The organism is Janthinobacterium sp. UMAB-56 (genome assembly GCF_900095265.1).
Lineage (GTDB): Bacteria > Pseudomonadota > Gammaproteobacteria > Burkholderiales > Burkholderiaceae_D > Janthinobacterium.
This window is the reverse complement of sequence record NZ_LT607670.1, coordinates 174,108-190,296: the sequence shown is the minus strand read 5'-3', so window position 1 is coordinate 190,296 and position 16,189 is coordinate 174,108. Positions and strand designations below refer to the sequence as shown.

15 protein-coding genes are annotated in these 16,189 nt (G+C 62.8%); 10 read left to right on the top strand and 5 right to left on the bottom strand.

The window, feature by feature from the left end:
• The first annotated feature begins 26 nt into the window (after positions 1 to 26).
• The 5 genes from K0F85_RS25530 (at position 27) to K0F85_RS25510 (ending at position 5,382) form a co-directional block, all read left to right on the top strand.
• On the top strand, positions 27 to 935 hold the full coding sequence (locus K0F85_RS25530; protein ID WP_219118649.1) for a LysR family transcriptional regulator: 909 nt from the start codon (positions 27 to 29) through the stop codon (positions 933 to 935).
• Between the two features lie 128 nt (positions 936 to 1,063).
• Positions 1,064 to 1,549, top strand: coding sequence for a phasin family protein (locus tag K0F85_RS25525; RefSeq protein WP_257638166.1), 486 nt, complete (start codon positions 1,064 to 1,066; stop codon positions 1,547 to 1,549).
• A 222-nt stretch (positions 1,550 to 1,771) separates the two neighbouring features.
• The gene (locus K0F85_RS25520; RefSeq protein WP_035823614.1) at positions 1,772 to 2,950 is read left to right on the top strand and encodes an acetyl-CoA C-acetyltransferase; all 1,179 of its coding nucleotides are present in this window, start codon (positions 1,772 to 1,774) and stop codon (positions 2,948 to 2,950) included.
• Between the two features lie 137 nt (positions 2,951 to 3,087).
• A complete protein-coding gene (phbB, locus tag K0F85_RS25515) occupies positions 3,088 to 3,828 on the top strand; it encodes an acetoacetyl-CoA reductase (RefSeq protein WP_034752894.1) in 741 nt (246 codons plus the stop codon).
• Between the two features lie 117 nt (positions 3,829 to 3,945).
• Entirely contained in the window at positions 3,946 to 5,382 is a 1,437-nt protein-coding gene (locus K0F85_RS25510) for a hypothetical protein (RefSeq protein ID WP_219118647.1), read from the top strand.
• Here K0F85_RS25510 and K0F85_RS25505 read toward each other — a convergent pair.
• On the bottom strand, positions 5,319 to 5,939 hold the full coding sequence (locus K0F85_RS25505; RefSeq protein WP_257638165.1) for a LysE family translocator: 621 nt from the start codon (positions 5,937 to 5,939) through the stop codon (positions 5,319 to 5,321). The genes K0F85_RS25510 and K0F85_RS25505 overlap by 64 nt on opposite strands.
• A gap of 153 nt (positions 5,940 to 6,092) precedes the next feature.
• Here K0F85_RS25505 and K0F85_RS25500 point away from each other — a divergent pair, with 153 nt between their 5' ends.
• The 4 genes from K0F85_RS25500 (at position 6,093) to K0F85_RS25485 (ending at position 8,634) form a co-directional block, all read left to right on the top strand.
• Positions 6,093 to 6,575, top strand: coding sequence for an Lrp/AsnC family transcriptional regulator (locus K0F85_RS25500; RefSeq protein ID WP_010393611.1), 483 nt, complete (start codon positions 6,093 to 6,095; stop codon positions 6,573 to 6,575).
• A gap of 76 nt (positions 6,576 to 6,651) precedes the next feature.
• Positions 6,652 to 7,608: a prolyl aminopeptidase gene (pip, locus tag K0F85_RS25495; RefSeq protein WP_219118646.1), complete on the top strand. Its 957-nt coding sequence runs from the start codon at positions 6,652 to 6,654 to the stop codon at positions 7,606 to 7,608.
• Positions 7,609 to 7,695: 87 nt separating this feature from the next.
• Positions 7,696 to 8,136 (top strand): DUF2721 domain-containing protein, encoded by a 441-nt coding sequence (locus K0F85_RS25490; protein ID WP_092713338.1) that lies wholly within the window; start codon positions 7,696 to 7,698, stop codon positions 8,134 to 8,136.
• Positions 8,137 to 8,178: 42 nt separating this feature from the next.
• On the top strand, positions 8,179 to 8,634 hold the full coding sequence (locus K0F85_RS25485; RefSeq protein ID WP_034752899.1) for a hypothetical protein: 456 nt from the start codon (positions 8,179 to 8,181) through the stop codon (positions 8,632 to 8,634).
• A 2-nt stretch (positions 8,635 to 8,636) separates the two neighbouring features.
• Here the strand turns inward: K0F85_RS25485 and K0F85_RS25480 are convergent, their stop codons facing one another.
• Positions 8,637 to 9,230, bottom strand: coding sequence for an SRPBCC family protein (locus tag K0F85_RS25480; RefSeq protein WP_306985996.1), 594 nt, complete (start codon positions 9,228 to 9,230; stop codon positions 8,637 to 8,639).
• Between the two features lie 158 nt (positions 9,231 to 9,388).
• On the opposite strand from K0F85_RS25480, the gene K0F85_RS25475 reads away from it, so the two are divergent.
• Positions 9,389 to 11,434, top strand: a complete 2,046-nt coding sequence (locus tag K0F85_RS25475) for an NADPH-dependent 2,4-dienoyl-CoA reductase (protein ID WP_219118645.1) — start codon at positions 9,389 to 9,391, stop codon at positions 11,432 to 11,434.
• A gap of 65 nt (positions 11,435 to 11,499) precedes the next feature.
• Here K0F85_RS25475 and ybaL read toward each other — a convergent pair whose 3' ends face one another.
• The 3 genes from ybaL to K0F85_RS25460 all read right to left on the bottom strand — a co-directional run bounded on the left by ybaL (position 11,500) and on the right by K0F85_RS25460 (position 16,178).
• Complete coding sequence (ybaL, locus tag K0F85_RS25470) at positions 11,500 to 13,212, bottom strand: YbaL family putative K(+) efflux transporter (RefSeq protein ID WP_219118644.1); 1,713 nt, start codon at positions 13,210 to 13,212, stop codon at positions 11,500 to 11,502.
• 211 nt (positions 13,213 to 13,423) lie between these two features.
• Complete coding sequence (locus K0F85_RS25465) at positions 13,424 to 14,545, bottom strand: beta-ketoacyl-ACP synthase III (RefSeq protein ID WP_219118643.1); 1,122 nt, start codon at positions 14,543 to 14,545, stop codon at positions 13,424 to 13,426.
• A 178-nt stretch (positions 14,546 to 14,723) separates the two neighbouring features.
• Complete coding sequence (locus K0F85_RS25460) at positions 14,724 to 16,178, bottom strand: S41 family peptidase (protein WP_219118642.1); 1,455 nt, start codon at positions 16,176 to 16,178, stop codon at positions 14,724 to 14,726.
• Positions 16,179 to 16,189: the final 11 nt, after the last annotated feature.

Genomic DNA, 16,189 nt, shown 5'->3' with positions numbered 1-16,189 from the left:
ATTCACGTAGATCCTTCCCTTTCCCGATGCTAGAAATCCGTCATCTGCGCACCCTGAGTGCCTTGCGCTCTTCCGGCAGCCTGGTGCGTGCCGCGCAATTGCTCAACCTGACACAGTCGGCGCTGTCGCACCAGATCCGTTTGCTGGAAGAGCGCTACAAGGCCCCGCTGTTCGAGCGCAAGTCGATACCGATTGCGTTTACGGCCACCGGCAGCCGGCTGCTGGAGCTGGCCGACATGCTGCTGCCCGAGATCGAGCTGGCCGAGCGCGACGTGGCGCGCCTGTCGCAGGGCGACAAGGGGCAGTTGCGCGTGGCGCTCGAATGCCATACCTGTTTCGACTGGCTCATGCCGGTGATGGATGCGTTCCGCCAGCGCTGGCCTGAAGTGGAAATCGACCTGGTGTCGGGCTTTCACAGCGAACCGGTGGACTTGCTGCGTTCGGGCGAGGCGGACCTCGTGATCGGCTCGCCGTATGGGCCCGATTTCACCGTGTTTCCCCTGTTCCGCTTTGAAATGCTGGTGGTGATGGCGCAGAAGCACCGGCTGCAGGCGCAGCGCCGGCTGGTGGCGGCGGACTTTACGGGCGAGACCCTGATCACCTATCCCGTGCCGGAAGCGCGCATCGATCTGATCCGCGAAGTGCTGCGGCCGGCCGGCATCGAGTTTGAACGCCGCACGGCCGAACTGACCGTGGCCGTGCTGCAGCTGGTGGCGAGCCGGCGCGGCATCGCCGCCTTGCCGAACTGGGCCATCAAGAATTACGTCGATTACGATTATGTGGTGGCGCGCCCGGTGGGTGAGCACGGCTTGTGGAGCGATTTGTACGTATCCGTGCCCGAGCATCTGCAGGACAAGGCATACGTGCGCGATTTCGTCAGCGTGATACGCGAGCAGTGTGCCGCTTCGCTCGACGGTATCAAGTTGTTGTCCTGATCAACGTTGAATTGGAAACAAACCAACAGGAAAGCTTGATAAATATCAAGGTTCAGCAATGAAGCACCGCTTACAGTTGAGCACTGTGCGGCGCAACATGGCGCCGTCTACTCTTTGGGGGGAAGGACATGTTTTCATTTTTCGAACAATGGGCACAGGCCGGCAAGGCCGTGGTGGAAGCGCAATTGAGCACTGCGCAGGCGTACGTCCAGGCCTCTGCCGACAGCGGCGCCAGCGTGCTCGCCTGGCAGCTCGACACGGCCCGTGCGGCGCTGGCCGCTGCTACGGTGGCGGGCAATCAGCTGCTGTCCGTGAAGGATACGCAAGCGTTGCTGCAACTGTCGCGCACGCAGTCGCAACTGGCCATCGAACGCATCGGTGCATATGGCCGCCAGGCAAAGGATGTTGCCCAAGAAACCCAGGAGAAATTCGACACTGTGACAAAGGGTGAGTTTGCTGCATCGCATCAAAAATTTGGCGAGCTGTTGCAGGTGGTAAAGCAAACGCCCGTGCCACTGATTATTCCCTTCAATAATTTTCTAAAAACCACTTTCGGCGGCACCGATGAAGGGTATGATAAAAATAAAAAGACGCATCCTGCTCGCCAGGCGTAAGCGTTTTGCGGCCCGTCAGCGGCTATCCGCCGCGCCAGTCCGCCCGCCAGTACCGCAAGCAGGCCGTCATCGTCGCCGCCAGCGGTGCGGCGCTGGAACTGCGGCGCATGCCGCGCTAGAATGAAACACAGCTTGCTGTGTCTTCCCGGTTTCACTGGATTCCAATTGGATTCTATTAGTACCTTGACCTTGGCCCTCGTGGCCAGCATATCGGAGAAATAAATGGATGATGTCGTAATCGTGGCCGCCGGCCGTACCGCAGTCGGCAAATTCGGTGGCAGTCTGGCCAAGATTCCTGCGTCCGAACTGGGCGCGCATGTAATCAAGGGCTTGCTGGCACAAACCGGCATCGACCCGAACCTGATCGGCGAAGCGATCCTGGGCCAGGTGCTGACGGCTGCCGTCGGCCAGAACGCCGCGCGCCAGGCCGTCATCAAGGCTGGCCTGCCCAGCTCCATCCCGGCATTCACCATCAACAAGGTATGCGGCAGCGGCCTGAAGGCCACGCACCTGGCGGCGCAAGCGATCAAGTGCGGCGACGCCAACATCATCATCGCCGGTGGCCAGGAAAACATGAGCGCCTCGCCGCATGCCATGAACGGCTCGCGCGACGGTTTCCGCATGGGTGACTTCAAGATGATCGACACCATGATCGTCGACGGCCTGTGGGACGTGTACAACCAGTACCACATGGGCATCACGGCGGAAAACGTCGCCAAGAAATACGAAGTGACGCGCGCCGAGCAGGATGAATTCGCGCTGCAGTCGCAACTGAAGGCGGAAGCGGCGCAAAAAGCGGGCAAGTTCAAGGACGAAATCCTGCCGCTGGAAATCGCCAACAAAAAAGGCACGGTGGTCTTCGACAGCGATGAATACATCAAGCCCGGTTCGACCCTGGAATCGCTGTCCGGCCTGCGCCCCGCGTTCGCCAAGGACGGTACTGTCACGGCCGGCAACGCTTCGGGGCTGAATGACGGCGCCGCCGCCGTGATCATGATGTCCGCCTCGCAAGCGAAGGAACTGGGCTTGAAGCCGCTGGCGCGCATCAAGGCCTATGCCTCGTCGGGCCTGGACCCTGCCGTCATGGGCATGGGCCCCGTCTCCGCCTCGCGCCTGTGCCTGAAAAAAGCCGGCTGGACGCATGAAGAGCTGGACTTGATGGAAATCAACGAAGCGTTTGCCGCGCAAGCGATTGCCGTCAACAAGGAAATGGGCTGGGATACCAGCAAGATCAACGTGAACGGCGGCGCGATTGCCATCGGCCACCCGATCGGCGCGTCCGGCGCGCGCATCCTCGTTACCCTGATCCACGAAATGATACGCCGCGACGCCAAGAAAGGCTTGGCCGCCTTGTGCATCGGCGGCGGCATGGGTGTTGCCCTGGCCATCGAAAGGGATTAAGCGCTGCCACAGAACCCGGGCGGTTGCACGCAGTGCGTGCCGCCTGGGTGCGATACGCCGCAGTCATGCGGTGAAGCTGGATTGCTTTCACTAAATAATTAACTTTTTAGCAATAGAACGACACTGAGGGGATGAAAATGGCAAGAGTTGCATTGGTAACTGGTGGCATGGGTGGTCTGGGCGAAGCAGTCTGTTTCAAGCTGGCGGCGCTCGGCTATCGCGTGGTGACCACATATTCTCCAGGCAATCCGAAGGTCGCGGAATGGCTGGCGACGACCAAGGACATGGGCTATGACTTCAAGGCGTATCCCTGCGATGTGGCCGACTACGATTCGGCGGCTGCCTGCGTGGCGGCAGTGGAAGCGGAAATCGGTCCTGTCGACGTGCTGGTGAATAACGCCGGCATCACGCGCGACATGACGTTCAAGAAGATGGACAAGCCGAACTGGGATGCCGTGATGAGCACCAACCTCGATTCCGTCTTCAATATGACCAAGCCGGTCTGTGACGGCATGGTGGAACGCGGCTGGGGCCGCATCATCAATATTTCGTCCGTGAATGGCCAGAAGGGCGCCTTCGGCCAGACCAACTATTCGGCAGCGAAAGCCGGCATGCATGGTTTCACCAAGTCGCTGGCGCTGGAAGTGGCGCGCAAGAACGTCACCGTCAACACCATTTCGCCGGGCTACATCGGCACCAAGATGGTCATGGCGATTCCGCAGGAAGTGCTCGACAGCAAAATCATCCCGCAAATTCCGATGGCGCGCCTGGGCAAGCCGGAAGAAGTGGCCGGCCTGGTGGCCTACCTGGCCTCCGACGAGGCAGCGTTCGTCACGGGCGCGAATATCTCGATCAACGGCGGCCAGCACATGTCGTAAGCAGTCTAGAGGCACAACAGGAAGACAGCTGCGGCTGTCTTTTTTTATGCCGGCAAGCAAAACAGGGCAAGCGCGTGCTTTGCCTTAGAATCAGCATTTCTCCCATGCCTCATCTTCATGTCGCTCTTTCCTGCCTTGCGCCGCGCCAGCGTGGCCGCCATCCTTTTCCTGGGCGCCAGCGTGGCCCAGGCCAGCGTCGCGTTCCACGTCACGGTGACTACCGAGCGCGTCACCAAGCCAGGCCTGAAAACCAGCCTGCCGGCGCGGGAAAGCAAGGAGAGCGATATTGTGCTGGGGCCGCATTTCATTAGTGTGCGCGATGGCAAGACCCTGTCCGTGTTCGACTTTGCCACGCGCGGACGCTACGTGGTCGATACGGCGGCGTCCACCTACGACGCCTATTCGCTGTTCGACGTGGCAGGCTTGCGCCATCTTGAGCTAGCACACCGCAAGGGTAGGGCTGGCGCGCTGCAGGCTGGTGGCTTGCCGGCCCACGTCACGTCGCCCGTCTATGACGAGCAAGCGCTGTCCGTGCCGCTGGCAAGGCGGCGCGGCGCCCTGGTGCCCCAGGTGCTCGATGGCGCCGTGCTGTGGTCGCTCGATGAGCAGCCTTTGCTGCGCCTTGGGGTGAGCGGCAGTCCCGTCAGCGGCGCCGAGGCCACGGCGTTTGCCCAGTATCTGCGCTACACCTGGGGCGGCCATCCGCTGGTGCTGCAGATGCTGGCCGCCGGCAAGCGCCTTCCCGCCGACTTCACCTTGCACTACCAGGAAGTGAGCGCGACGGTCACGCGCCATTTCCGCATCAGCGCGCTTGTGGTGGACGCGCCCGCCACGTATTCCCTGGCCGTCTATCGGCCGCGGCCGCTGGCGGCCGATGCGCCAACGCTCGAAAGAGTGCTGGCGCAAGCGGCGCGGCTGCCGCCGCTGGGCCCTCAGGCGCATCCGGCACTGCGCGCCGAAGCGGAGCGCCTGTTTGCGGCGGCACAACCTTTTGACGCCTTCCTGAGCATGCTGGAAGACCATTTTTCCACCGGCGCGCTGGTCGAGAAGCTGTCACCCCAGCAGCAACTGGCGATGCAGGAGTGCCAGCCCATCCACGACTTGACGCGGGCGCTGCTGGCCAAGGAGCGGGACGGCATCACGGCCGCGCTGGCCACCGTGCAGGCCTTCAGGGTGCAAACAGGGCTGGAACAGCCCGTATTGGCCTTGTTCGAGGGCAATTTGCGCGCCAAGCTGGGGCAATGGCCGGAAGCGACCGCGCTGTATCTGCAAGTGCTGCAGGCAAAACCGCACATGGCCGCCGTGTACCAGGATCTGGGCGACGCCTTGCTGGCGCAGTTCGATGCGCCGAATGCCTGGCGCAGCTGGGATGCGGGCCGTGCCATGGCGCCGTCGCTGCGGCAATTTCGCAAGGTCAACAATCTTGAGCGTGACTTGATGAGTGACTACCCCGCCTTCTTTGCCGATGGTGCGCCGCTGCAGCCGACAGTTCAGCCCAGCACCAGCCGTCCGGCCAGCAGCACGAAGACGGAAGGCAGCACGAACTTGCCGTAAGGTGAAGGCTTGCCGCGCAGGCGGCGTGCCAGGCGCGCGGCCAGCACGGCGTACACGGCGTCGAACAGCAGGCCCATCAGCACCAGGATGGCGCCCAGGCGCAGGTATTGCATGCCGACACTGTCGCCACCGGTGACGAATTGCGGCAGGAACATGCTGCAAAACAGCAGTGCCTTTGGATTGAGCAGATTCGTCAGGAAGCCGCGCACCAGGCTGGCGCGGGCGCTGTGCGCCGTGGCTGGCGCGGTTGCTGCCTGCGCCGTTTGTGGCGACAGGGCCGATTGCAGCAGGCGCAGCGCCAGGTACAGCAGGTAGGCGGCGCCCGCCCATTTGACCCACTGCAAGGCTTGCGGATGCGTCACCATCAGCGCCGCCAGGCCCGCGCCGGACAGCGCTACGTGGACCGCGCGCGCGCCGGCGATGCCCAGCGCCGTCACCAGCGCCGTGGCCACACCGCGCGCGGCGCCCGTCGCCAGCACCAGCGCCATGTCGGGGCCCGGCAATAAAAAGGCGCCGGCCAGTGCCAGCAGGTACATCAGGAAGGTAGAATCGGACATGGGCCAGTCGAAAAGGAGGGCGGCAGCATGTGCACGCTGCAGCCTGCTCGCCGGGCCCCATTATGTTCTCGTCACGATGAAATGTGCTTGCTTTTCCTGCCCTGGATGCCCTAGTATTCGGGTAGATTCCACTCTTATAAAAACAAAAATTAGATGAAAATTTCAGAAGTAAGCCTCGACGCCACCGATTTGCAGATACTCAGGTTGTTGCAGGATGAAGGACGGCTGTCGAATGCGCGCCTGGCCGAGCGCTTGAAGCTGAGCGAAACCCCCGTCTGGCGCCGCTTGCGCCGCCTGGAAGAGGAAGGGTTTATCACCGGCTACCAGGCTTTGCTCAACCGCAAGAAACTGGGCATAGGCCTGGTCGCGTTCGTTCGCGTGGTGTTTGCCAACCACGGCGGCGAGCAGCCCTCGCAGTTCGAGCAAGCCATCGCGACGATACCCGAGATATTGTCGTGCCACAATGTGGCTGGCGAAGCCGATTATTTCCTGCAGGTGGTGGCGCGCGACCTGGAAGCGTATGGCGAATTCGTCTCGACGGTGTTGCGCCGCCTGCCCGGCGTGGCGGAAATCCAGTCCAGCCTGTCGATGCGCGAAATCAAGTCGTCGAACCGCCTGCCCTTGCCGCTGGCCTGAGCCGCCGGGGCCGCACTATAATTGGATCACTGCCAGGACGCGTGCCTGGCCCCTGATCGCCACTCCGAGGACCGCCATGCCTGATTCTTTGTCCCCCCTGTTTCCCGCCCTGACGCCGAACCGGCACGGCATGCTGGCGGTCGATGACATCCACACCCTTTATTGGGAAGAGTGCGGCAATCCCGATGGCATCCCCGTGCTGTTCCTGCATGGCGGCCCCGGCGCTGGCCTGTCGCCGCAGCACCGCCGCTTCTTCGATCCGCTGCGCTACCGCGTGATCCTGTTCGACCAGCGCGGCGCGGGCAAGTCCACGCCGTTGGGCGAATGGCGCAACAACACGACGCAGCTGCTGATCGAGGATATCGAACGCTTGCGCGCCCAGTTCGGCATCGCCCAATGGCTGGTGTTTGGCGGCTCCTGGGGTTCGACCCTGGCGCTGGCGTATGGCCAGGCGCATCCCGCAGCCTGCCTGGGCTTTGTGCTGCGTGGCATTTTCCTCTGCACGCAGGCGGAAATCGACTGGTTCATCGACGGTGTGCGCTGGTTTTATCCGGAACTGCACGCGCAATTTGCCGCGCTCATTCCGCCAGAGGAACAGGGCGACTTGCTGGCCGCCTACGTGAAACGCATCCTCAGCAGCGACCCAGCCGTGTACTGGCCGGCCGCGCGCGCCTGGAGCCGCTTCGAGGGCCGCCGCGTCTACCTGATGCCGCAGCCGGAAGATGCGCCGAACGATGCGCTCGACCTGGGCGTGGGCCGGCTCGAATCGCATTACATGGCCAATCTCGGTTTCTTCGAGGAAGACCAGCTGATCCGCAACATGGGGCGCATCGCGCATTTGCCGGCCGTCATCGTGCAGGGGCGCTACGACGCCATCTGCCCGCCCCTGTCGGCCTACCGCCTGCAGCAGGCCTGGCCTGGCGCGCAGCTGGAAATGATACCGGATGCGGGCCATGGCGCGCTCGAGCACGGCATCGCTTCGGCGCTGGTGCGCGCCACCGAGCGCTTCTTGCCGGGGCGCGGCTTCGCATGACGTTCAAGCACGCCGCCTGGCAATGCGGCCAGCCGGCGTGCGCCACCTGCTACACTAGGGCCTGTGTGACCCCACGACTTTTTATCCATGAACATACAGATCGGCGACATCGGCCATATCATCCAGCTGGCGATTGCGCCGGTTTTCCTGTTGACCGGTATCGGTACCATGTTGGTGGTGCTGACCAACCGCCTGGGCCGCATCATCGACCGCACGCGCGTGCTGGAAGACCGGCTCGACATCGGCTACAACGATTTTTATATGGATGAGCTAGATACCCTGTATCGGCGTACCCATTTGATCAATTACTCGATTTCGCTCAGCACGGCGTGCGGTTTCTTCGTCTGCGTCATCATCGCCATGCTGTTTTTGGGCGACATCCTGAACCTGACCCTGGACAAATACATCGCGGCCTTCTTTGTGCTGGCCGTGCTTTGCCTGATCGGCTGTTTTATTTATTTACTGCGCGAAATTTACCTGGCCGCGACGGCCCAGCGCATCCGGCGCCATATCCGCCCGCCACGTTAAGCGGCGCGCCGTTTTACCCTACTATTGAAGAACGAGTCCAGCATGCACGATTACAAACGTCCCCCCACCCTGCACCGCTACGGCCAGCGCAGTGAACTCGAACTGGCGCTGAGCCTGGGGCAGTTCCGCCTGGCGCCGGCGGGCAATTGTCTGACCCTGAGCTTTTCGCAAGTGTGGGACAAGCAACTGTTCGACCTGTTTGCCCCGGCCGATGCCTGTTTGATCATCCACAATACGGAAGAATTCGGCGAACGCCTGCACCGCGCCGTGCAGCGCACCTTGCCCAGCTGGGCAGGCATCGATGGCCTGGTCGAATACGGCCAGCGCGCGGCACTGGGCGCCGCCTTCACCAAGACGCGCGCCGAAGCCCCCGAGCAGGAATGGCTATTCGCGTGGCGCTCGATGCAGCCGCAGGCCAGTCTGAATCCCGTCACGGTAAAACTGGGCAGCCTGGAAAATTTCGCGGAAATCCGCGACCGCGATACCTACCTGGCGTAATGTTAGCCTGATTTATCTGCGTACTGGCTGTCGATACGCGCCAGGACGGCCGCCATCATGCGCTCGATATCGCCGCGTATCATGGTCGTGCCCAGCATGCCGGGCACATAGAAGCCCGGCATCAGCCGGCTGGAAAAGACGATGCGCGTGCCGCCCGTCTCGGGCACGGGATACAAATTCCAGCGCGATTCGTAATGCCGCATGTCGCCAGAAATGAGGGCGATGTCGATGGCCGTGAACGGCGTTTCCGTGGCCCGCACCACTAGGTGGATGGCGTGATTCATGAACAGGAAGCGCGCCATGCCCTGCTGCTCGATGATGACTTCATTGCCGTTGCGCGACAGCACGCGGCAGGAACTGAGGTCGGGCACGAATTCATGCATGCGCTCGTAGGTGGTCAAGGTCTTCCACACGGACGCCGGCGGCGCCTGCACGCTGCCGCTGGCATCGACTTCATACATGCGCTGCCCGTCGACCTCGATGCGCTTGACGTCGACCCTGAGCTTGTCCAGGCGTGGCGCTTGCGTCTGCACTTGTGCTGCCGCCGGGGAGGCAACGGCGCACAGCATCAACAGGCAGAGGAAGAGTCGCGTCATGCACCTAGCCTACGGGAAAGTTGCGCCCGGCACAAGCTGTAGCCATCGCCAGCGGGCGCGCCGGGCGATTTAGAACTCCCGGTCTAGAGAAAATCGCTGCGGCAGCCAGCAATGCTTGTTACCGTACGGCCTGCATACCACCATCTATCGGACCGACCATGACTGCCTATCCCCATCTGCTGGCCCCGCTCGACCTGGGTTTTACCTCTTTGCGCAACCGCGTCATCATGGGGTCCATGCACACGGGGCTGGAAGACCGTTTTTATCACTATGGCAAGCTGGCAGCGTTTTACCGCGAACGGGCGCGCGGTGGCGTGGGGCTGATCGTCACGGGCGGCATCTCGCCGAACCGCCAGGGCTGGCTGCTGCCCTTCGGCGGCACCCTCAATTTCCTTGGCGACGTGCCGAACCACCGCAAGGTGACGCGCGCCGTGCACGAAGAGGGCGGCAAGATTGTCATGCAGATCCTGCATGCGGGCCGCTATGGCTACCAACCGTTCGTCGTTTCGGCGTCGGCCAAGAAATCGCCGATCTCTCCCTTCCGCCCCCGCCCCTTGAGCGAGCGGGGCATCGAGCGCACCATCTGCGACTACGTGCGCTGCGCGCGCCTGGCGCAAAAGGCCGGCTACGACGGCATTGAGGTGATGGGCAGCGAAGGCTACCTGCTGAACCAGTTCCTGTGCGCGCGCACGAATTTGCGCCAGGACCGCTGGGGCGGCAGCATCGATAACCGCATGCGCCTGCCCGTGGACATCGTGCGCCGCATCCGCGCCGCCGTCGGCCCCAACTTCATCATCATGTACCGCCATTCCCTGCTCGACCTGGTCGAGGGCGGCAATACCTGGGATGACGTGGTGACGGTCGCCAAGGCCCTGGAGCAGGCGGGCGTGAGCATTCTCAATACCGGCTACGGCTGGCACGAGGCAAGGGTGCCCACCATCGTCACATCCGTGCCGCGCGCCGCCTTTGCCTCGGTGGCGGGCCGGCTGCGCCGCGAAGTGAGCATTCCCGTGGTGGCGTCGAACCGCATCAATATGCCGCACGAGGCCAATGCCATCCTCGAGCGCGGTGACTGCGACCTCGTGTCGATGGCGCGTCCTTTCCTGGCCGACCCTGACTTTGTCGTCAAGGCCGCTTCAGGCCGCGCCGACGAGATCAATACCTGCATCGGCTGCAACCAGGCGTGCCTGGACCACACGTTTGCCAACAAGCGCGCCAGTTGCCTGGTCAACCCGCGCGCCTGCCATGAAACAGAACTCGTGTATGCGAAAAAGGCCGTGCCGCGCAAGGTGGCCGTCGTCGGCGCCGGTCCCGCCGGCCTGTCCGCCGCCTGTGTGGCGGCCGAATGCGGGCACGAGGTCACCCTGTTCGACAGCAGCGACAGCGTGGGCGGCCAGTTCAAGGTGGCCATGCAGATACCGGGCAAGGAAGAATTTACGGAAACCATCCGCTACTTTGCCCGCCGCCTGGCGCTGCTGCATGTCGACGTACGGCTGGGCCAGCGCGTGACGCGCGAGCAATTGCTGGCTGGCGGCTATGACGACGTCATCGTCGCCACGGGCATCAAGGTGCGCCTGCCGGCCATTCCCGGCATCGAGCATCCGAAAGTGCTGTCGTATCTGGATGTGCTGCAAAGCAAGAAGCCCGTGGGCGCGCGCGTGGCCATCATCGGCGCCGGCGGCATCGGCTTTGACGTGGGTGAATACCTGCTGCACGACCCGGCGCATCCGCTGCCCCAGCCTGTCTCGACCTGGGCGGGCGAGTGGGGCGTGGACTTGAATGCGGCGACCGGTGGCGGCCTGGTGCCGCCCGTGGCGCCCACGCCCGTGCGGCAGATTTTCCTGCTGCAGCGCAAGACGTCGAAAGTGGGCGCGGGCCTGGGCAAGACCTCGGGCTGGGTGCACCGCGCGGCGCTGGCGCGAAACGGCGTGGCCATGCTGGCCGGCGTGAGCTACGACAAGATCGACGAGCAGGGCTTGCACATCACCGTGGGCGGCGAGCAGCGCCTGCTGGCCGTGGACAACGTGGTCATCTGCGCGGGCCAGGACAGCTTGACGGAACTCATGCCGCCCGTTGACAAGGATGGCAAGGCGCTGCAGACGGGCGTGCCCCGTTTCCATAAGATCGGCGGAGCCGCGCTGGCGGCGGAACTCGATGCCAAGCGGGCCATACGGGAAGGGGCGGAACTGGCCGCGAGTCTATAAAAAAGGGGCCAGTCCTTTCAGACCTGGCCCCCGCTGGAATAATGCTGTCAGTTATGCTGCCAGCATCAATGCGCGCCGTGTCCCTTGCCAGCCGCCTCAAAACTCTGCAGCACATGCTCGGCCATGCCATTGGCCAGCTCTTGCTCGCCAATGAACACCTTGCCCGCGTTTTCCGCGCGCAACAATTCCGCCTCTTCTTCGCTGTGCGTGCGCACCACCGTCATGATGGCGGGGTTCAGCGCGCGCGCCGTCGCTATCATGGCGCGCACGTGGAAGGTGTCCGGCGTGGCGATGACGAGCATGGTGGCGTGCGTGATGTGGGCCTGGATCAGGACGGCCGGTTCGCCCGCGTTGCCGGCCACGGCCGGAATGCCCTGCTTGCGCAGCAGGTCGACGATTTCACGGTTTTCCTCGGCCACGACAAAGTGGATGCCCCGCTCCATCAGGGCGGCGGCGATGCGCCGGCCCACGCGGCCATAGCCGACCAGGACGATCTGCCCCGACAGTTTTTCCTGCGGCACCGTCATCGGCAACTCGGCCAGCGGGTCGGTGGTGCGTTCGAACTTGCGCGCGAAATCGCTGTTGCCGATCACGCGCAGCAGTGGCTTGGCCATGCTGAATACCAGCGGGTTTAGGGCGATCGACAGGATGGCGCCGGCCAGGATCAGGCTTTGGCCTTCCTGCGGCATCAGGCCCAAGGAGAGGCCCAGGGCGGCCAGGATGAACGAGAATTCGCCGATCTGCGCCAGGCTGGCCGAGACGATGATGGCCGTCTTCGGCGGATAGCGCAGCGCCATCACCAGCAAAAAGGCGGCAATCGACTTGCCAAAAATAATAATGACGCACACGGCCAGCACCTGCAGGGGCTTGTCGATGAGGATATTCGGTTCGAACAGCATGCCGACGGAGACGAAGAACAGCACGGCAAACGCGTCGCGCAGCGGCAGGGACTCTTCCGCAGCGCGGTGACTGAGTTCGGACTCGCGCAGCACCATGCCGGCGAAGAAGGCGCCCAGCGCAAACGACACGCCGAACAGTTTGGTTGAAGCGTAGGCGATGCCGACGGCGGCGGCGATCACGCACAGCGTAAACAGTTCGCGCGAGCCGGTGCGCGCCACTTGCCACAAGATCCACGGGAACAGCTTGCGCCCGACCACCAGCATGAAGACGATGAAGCCGGCCACCTGGCCCAGGGTCACTGCCAGGGTTTGCCACAGGCTGACGGCCTCGGTTTCCGGTGCGACCTTGCCGCCCAACACGCCGGCAAAGGCCGGCAGCAGCACCAGCACCAGCACGGTGACGAGGTCTTCCACCACCAGCCAGCCGACGGCGATGCGCCCATTCAGCGAGTCGAGGATGCCGCGTTCTTCCAGCGCCCGCAGCAGCACCACGGTACTGGCCACGGACAGGGCCAGGCCGAAGATCAGCCCGCCACCGAGGCTCCAGCCCCACCAGTGGGCCAGGCCCATGCCCATCGCCGTGGCGACGCCGATCTGCAGGATGGCGCCGGGCAGCGCGATCTTGCGCACATCCCACAAATCCTCGATGGAAAAGTGCAAGCCGACACCAAACATCATCAGCATCACCCCGATTTCCGCCAATTGCCCGGCTATTTCCGCATCCGCCACAAAACCGGGCGTGGCCGGTCCGATGATGATGCCGGCGGCCAGATAGCCGACCAAGGCCGGCAGTTTCAGGCGCGCGGCGATGAAGCCGAAGATGAGGCCGAACCCGAGGGCGGCGGCGATGGTGGTGATCAGACTGATGTCATGGGGCATGCGTGGTGGGTTCCTTACAGGGACGTGCGGATGGAAAAAGAGGGGGTTCAGCGATTGAGTATAAACGCAACAAAGCTGCGGCTGGAATTTTCCTGCCGCTTTTTTTACAAAAAATTTACGCTATATCTTCGTCCAGATGGCTACGAACGCATGCCATCCACCGCGATCTGCGTCTAATTGGGGCAATCAGGCGCCTCCCGTCCCAAAACGCTTACACCTTGCGCACGACCACGCAGCCGATGGAATAGCCGGCGCCGAACGAGCAGATGACGCCGGTGCTGCCTGCCGCCATGTCATCCTGATATTTATGGAAAGCGATGATGGAACCGGCCGACGAGGTGTTGGCGTAAGTGTCGAGGATGACGGGCGCTTCGTTCTCTTGCGCATCGCGGCCCAGGATCAGGCGCGCGATCAGCAAGTTCATGTTCAGGTTGGCCTGGTGCAGCCAGTAGCGGCTCACTTGCGCCACTTCCACGCCGGCCTTGGCCAGGGTCGCCTTGATCATCTCGGCGGCCATCGGGCACACTTCCTTGAAAACCTTGCGGCCTTGCTGTCGGAACAGCTTGTCGGCCTTGCCCACGCCGGACTCGTCAAAACGGTTGAGGAAGCCGAAATTGTTGCGAATCGCATTCGAGAAGCGCGTCTTCAGTTCCGTGCCGATGATTTCGAATTGGTGCTTGGACACAGCCGAGTCTTTCGCTTCGACGATGATGGCCGTGCAGGCGTCGCCGAAAATAAAATGGCTGTCGCGGTCGCGCCAGTTCAGGTGGCCGCTGGTGATTTCGGGATTCAAGACCAGCACGGCGCGCGCCTGGCCGCTTTGCACGGCGGCCACGGCTTGCTGGATGCCGAAGGTGGCGGATGAACACGCCACGTTCATGTCAAAACCATAGCCGTCGATGCCCAGTGCATCCTGCACCTCCACGGCCATGGCCGGGTAGGCGCGCTGCATGTTGCTGCAGGCCACCAGTACCATGTCGATGTCTGCCGGCGTGCGGCCGGCGCGCGCCAGCGCATCGCGCGCGGCGGCGACAGCCATTTCCGCCTGCAAGGACAGTTCGTCATCACCCCGTTCCGGGATGCGCGAGACCATGCGCGCCGGATCGAGGATGCCTTCCTTTTCCATCACGAAGCGCGACTTGATGCCGGACGCCTTTTCGATGAAGGCCACGCTCGACAGGTCCAGCGCCGTCACCTCGCCCGCAGCGATCGCGTCGGCGTTGTCGGCATTGAATTTTTCCGCGTAGGCATTGAAGCAGATGACCAGCTCTTCGTTGGAGATCGAAAAGGGCGGCGTGTACAGTCCGGTACCGCTGATGACGACTTGTTTCATGGTTATGCTTTCAAATTTGGCAATCGGCGCGATGCCGATAAGTGAAGCAAATTTTACACAAACGGGCTCGACTTTAGAGAGTTTCGTGTTGCGGCGGAGGGGGAAGTGTGGCGCAAGCTTGATTTTTGTCGCCCGGAGGCTTGCCGGGGGGCATAGCGCCCCCCGTTGGCGGTGTCGCTTATTTCTTTTGCTCTTGCTTGACGTCGGCCTGCACCACGACCGGTACGACCTTGGCCAGTTGCACCGGCAAACCCTTCAGGTGGTTCAGCGCCTGGCGCAGCTGGAAATCGTCCTTGCTGCCAAATTCCAGCGGTTTGCGGGTCTTTTCCAGGGCGATGATGCGCAATTGCTCTTCCATCTCGTCGTTGACGGGCGCGGCCTTGGCGCCGTTGTTGGCGCTGCCTTGGTCGCGGTCGTTGCTCAGGTGTTTGGAGAGGTCCGCTTCGCGGATGCGCAAGCCGTTCAAGCCGTCGCCGTCCGCATTTTCATCGACCAGCAGGTCGGGCATGATGCCCTTGGCCTGGATCGAGCGGCCATTCGGCGTGTAGTAGCGGGCCGTCGTCAGCTTGACGGCCGTGTCGGCCGTCAGTTGGCGGATGGTTTGCACGGAACCCTTGCCGAAGGTTTGCGTGCCGATGATGGTGGCGCGCTTGTAGTCTTGCAGGGCGCCGGCGACGATTTCCGAAGCCGAGGCCGAACCCGTATTGACCAGCACCACCAGCGGCACTTTCTTGATGGCCGCCGGCAATTTCGCCAGCGCATCGCCTTCCGAGCGGAAAGTATAGTATTCGGCGCGGCCGTAGAACACCTGTTTCGAGTCCGGCAACTGGCCATTCGTCGAGACGATGGCCGCGTCCTTCGGCAGGAAGGCGGCCGAGACGCCGATGGCGCCCTGCAGCACGCCGCCCGGATCGTTGCGCAGGTCCAGCACCATGCCCTTGAGGTGCGGGTCTTGCTGGTACAGGGCCGTGATCTGCGCGGCCATGTCGTCGACGGTCGGTTCCTGGAATTGCGACACGCGCAGCCAGGCGTAGCCCGGCTCGACCATCTTGGCCTTCACGCTCTTTTGATGGATTTCCTCGCGCGTGATGGTGAAGGCCAGCGGCTGCGGTTCATCCTTGCGGGCAATGGTCAGCGACACCTTGGTGCCCGGTTCGCCGCGCATGCGCTTGACGTTGTCATCCAGGCTGACGCCTTTCACGGGCTGGCCATCGAGACGGGTGATCAAATCGCCGGCCTTGATGCCGGCACGGTAGGCGGGCGAATCCTCGATGGGCGAGACGATCTTGATGTAGCCGTCTTCGCTCAGGCCAATTTCAATGCCCAGGCCGACGAACTTGCCTTCTGAGCCTTCACGCAGCTCGGCGTAGGCTTTCTTGTCCAGGTAGGCTGAATGGGGGTCGAGCGAGGCGACCATGCCGGAAATGGCATCTTCCAGCAGTTTCTTGTCTTCCACGGGTTCCACGTAATCGGACTTGATCAGGCCAAACACATCGGCCAGCTGGCGCAGCTCTTCCAGCGGCAGGGGCGGCTCGACGGTTCTTTGCGCCATGGCTGAAAATTGCAGCGACACGGCGACGCCGGCCACCACGCCAAGGCCGATCAAGCCGGTATTTTTGAGTTTGCCCATCATTGCACCTTTGC

What these genes read in the sequence shown, in the direction of transcription:
- K0F85_RS25485 (WP_034752899.1), top strand. Translation starts at nt 8,179, where the DNA reads ATGCACGATTACAAACGTCCCCCCACCCTGCACCGCTACGGCCAGCGC.
- K0F85_RS25500 (WP_010393611.1), top strand. Translation starts at nt 6,093, where the DNA reads ATGAAAATTTCAGAAGTAAGCCTCGACGCCACCGATTTGCAGATACTC.
- ybaL (WP_219118644.1), bottom strand. Translation starts at nt 13,212, where the DNA reads ATGCCCCATGACATCAGTCTGATCACCACCATCGCCGCCGCCCTCGGG.
- pip (WP_219118646.1), top strand. Translation starts at nt 6,652, where the DNA reads ATGCCTGATTCTTTGTCCCCCCTGTTTCCCGCCCTGACGCCGAACCGG.
- K0F85_RS25530 (WP_219118649.1), top strand. Translation starts at nt 27, where the DNA reads ATGCTAGAAATCCGTCATCTGCGCACCCTGAGTGCCTTGCGCTCTTCC.
- K0F85_RS25505 (WP_257638165.1), bottom strand. Translation starts at nt 5,939, where the DNA reads ATGTCCGATTCTACCTTCCTGATGTACCTGCTGGCACTGGCCGGCGCC.
- K0F85_RS25475 (WP_219118645.1), top strand. Translation starts at nt 9,389, where the DNA reads ATGACTGCCTATCCCCATCTGCTGGCCCCGCTCGACCTGGGTTTTACC.
- K0F85_RS25510 (WP_219118647.1), top strand. Translation starts at nt 3,946, where the DNA reads ATGTCGCTCTTTCCTGCCTTGCGCCGCGCCAGCGTGGCCGCCATCCTT.
- K0F85_RS25480 (WP_306985996.1), bottom strand. Translation starts at nt 9,230, where the DNA reads ATGACGCGACTCTTCCTCTGCCTGTTGATGCTGTGCGCCGTTGCCTCC.
- K0F85_RS25460 (WP_219118642.1), bottom strand. Translation starts at nt 16,178, where the DNA reads ATGATGGGCAAACTCAAAAATACCGGCTTGATCGGCCTTGGCGTGGTG.
- K0F85_RS25465 (WP_219118643.1), bottom strand. Translation starts at nt 14,545, where the DNA reads ATGAAACAAGTCGTCATCAGCGGTACCGGACTGTACACGCCGCCCTTT.
- phbB (WP_034752894.1), top strand. Translation starts at nt 3,088, where the DNA reads ATGGCAAGAGTTGCATTGGTAACTGGTGGCATGGGTGGTCTGGGCGAA.
- K0F85_RS25490 (WP_092713338.1), top strand. Translation starts at nt 7,696, where the DNA reads ATGAACATACAGATCGGCGACATCGGCCATATCATCCAGCTGGCGATT.
- K0F85_RS25525 (WP_257638166.1), top strand. Translation starts at nt 1,064, where the DNA reads ATGTTTTCATTTTTCGAACAATGGGCACAGGCCGGCAAGGCCGTGGTG.
- K0F85_RS25520 (WP_035823614.1), top strand. Translation starts at nt 1,772, where the DNA reads ATGGATGATGTCGTAATCGTGGCCGCCGGCCGTACCGCAGTCGGCAAA.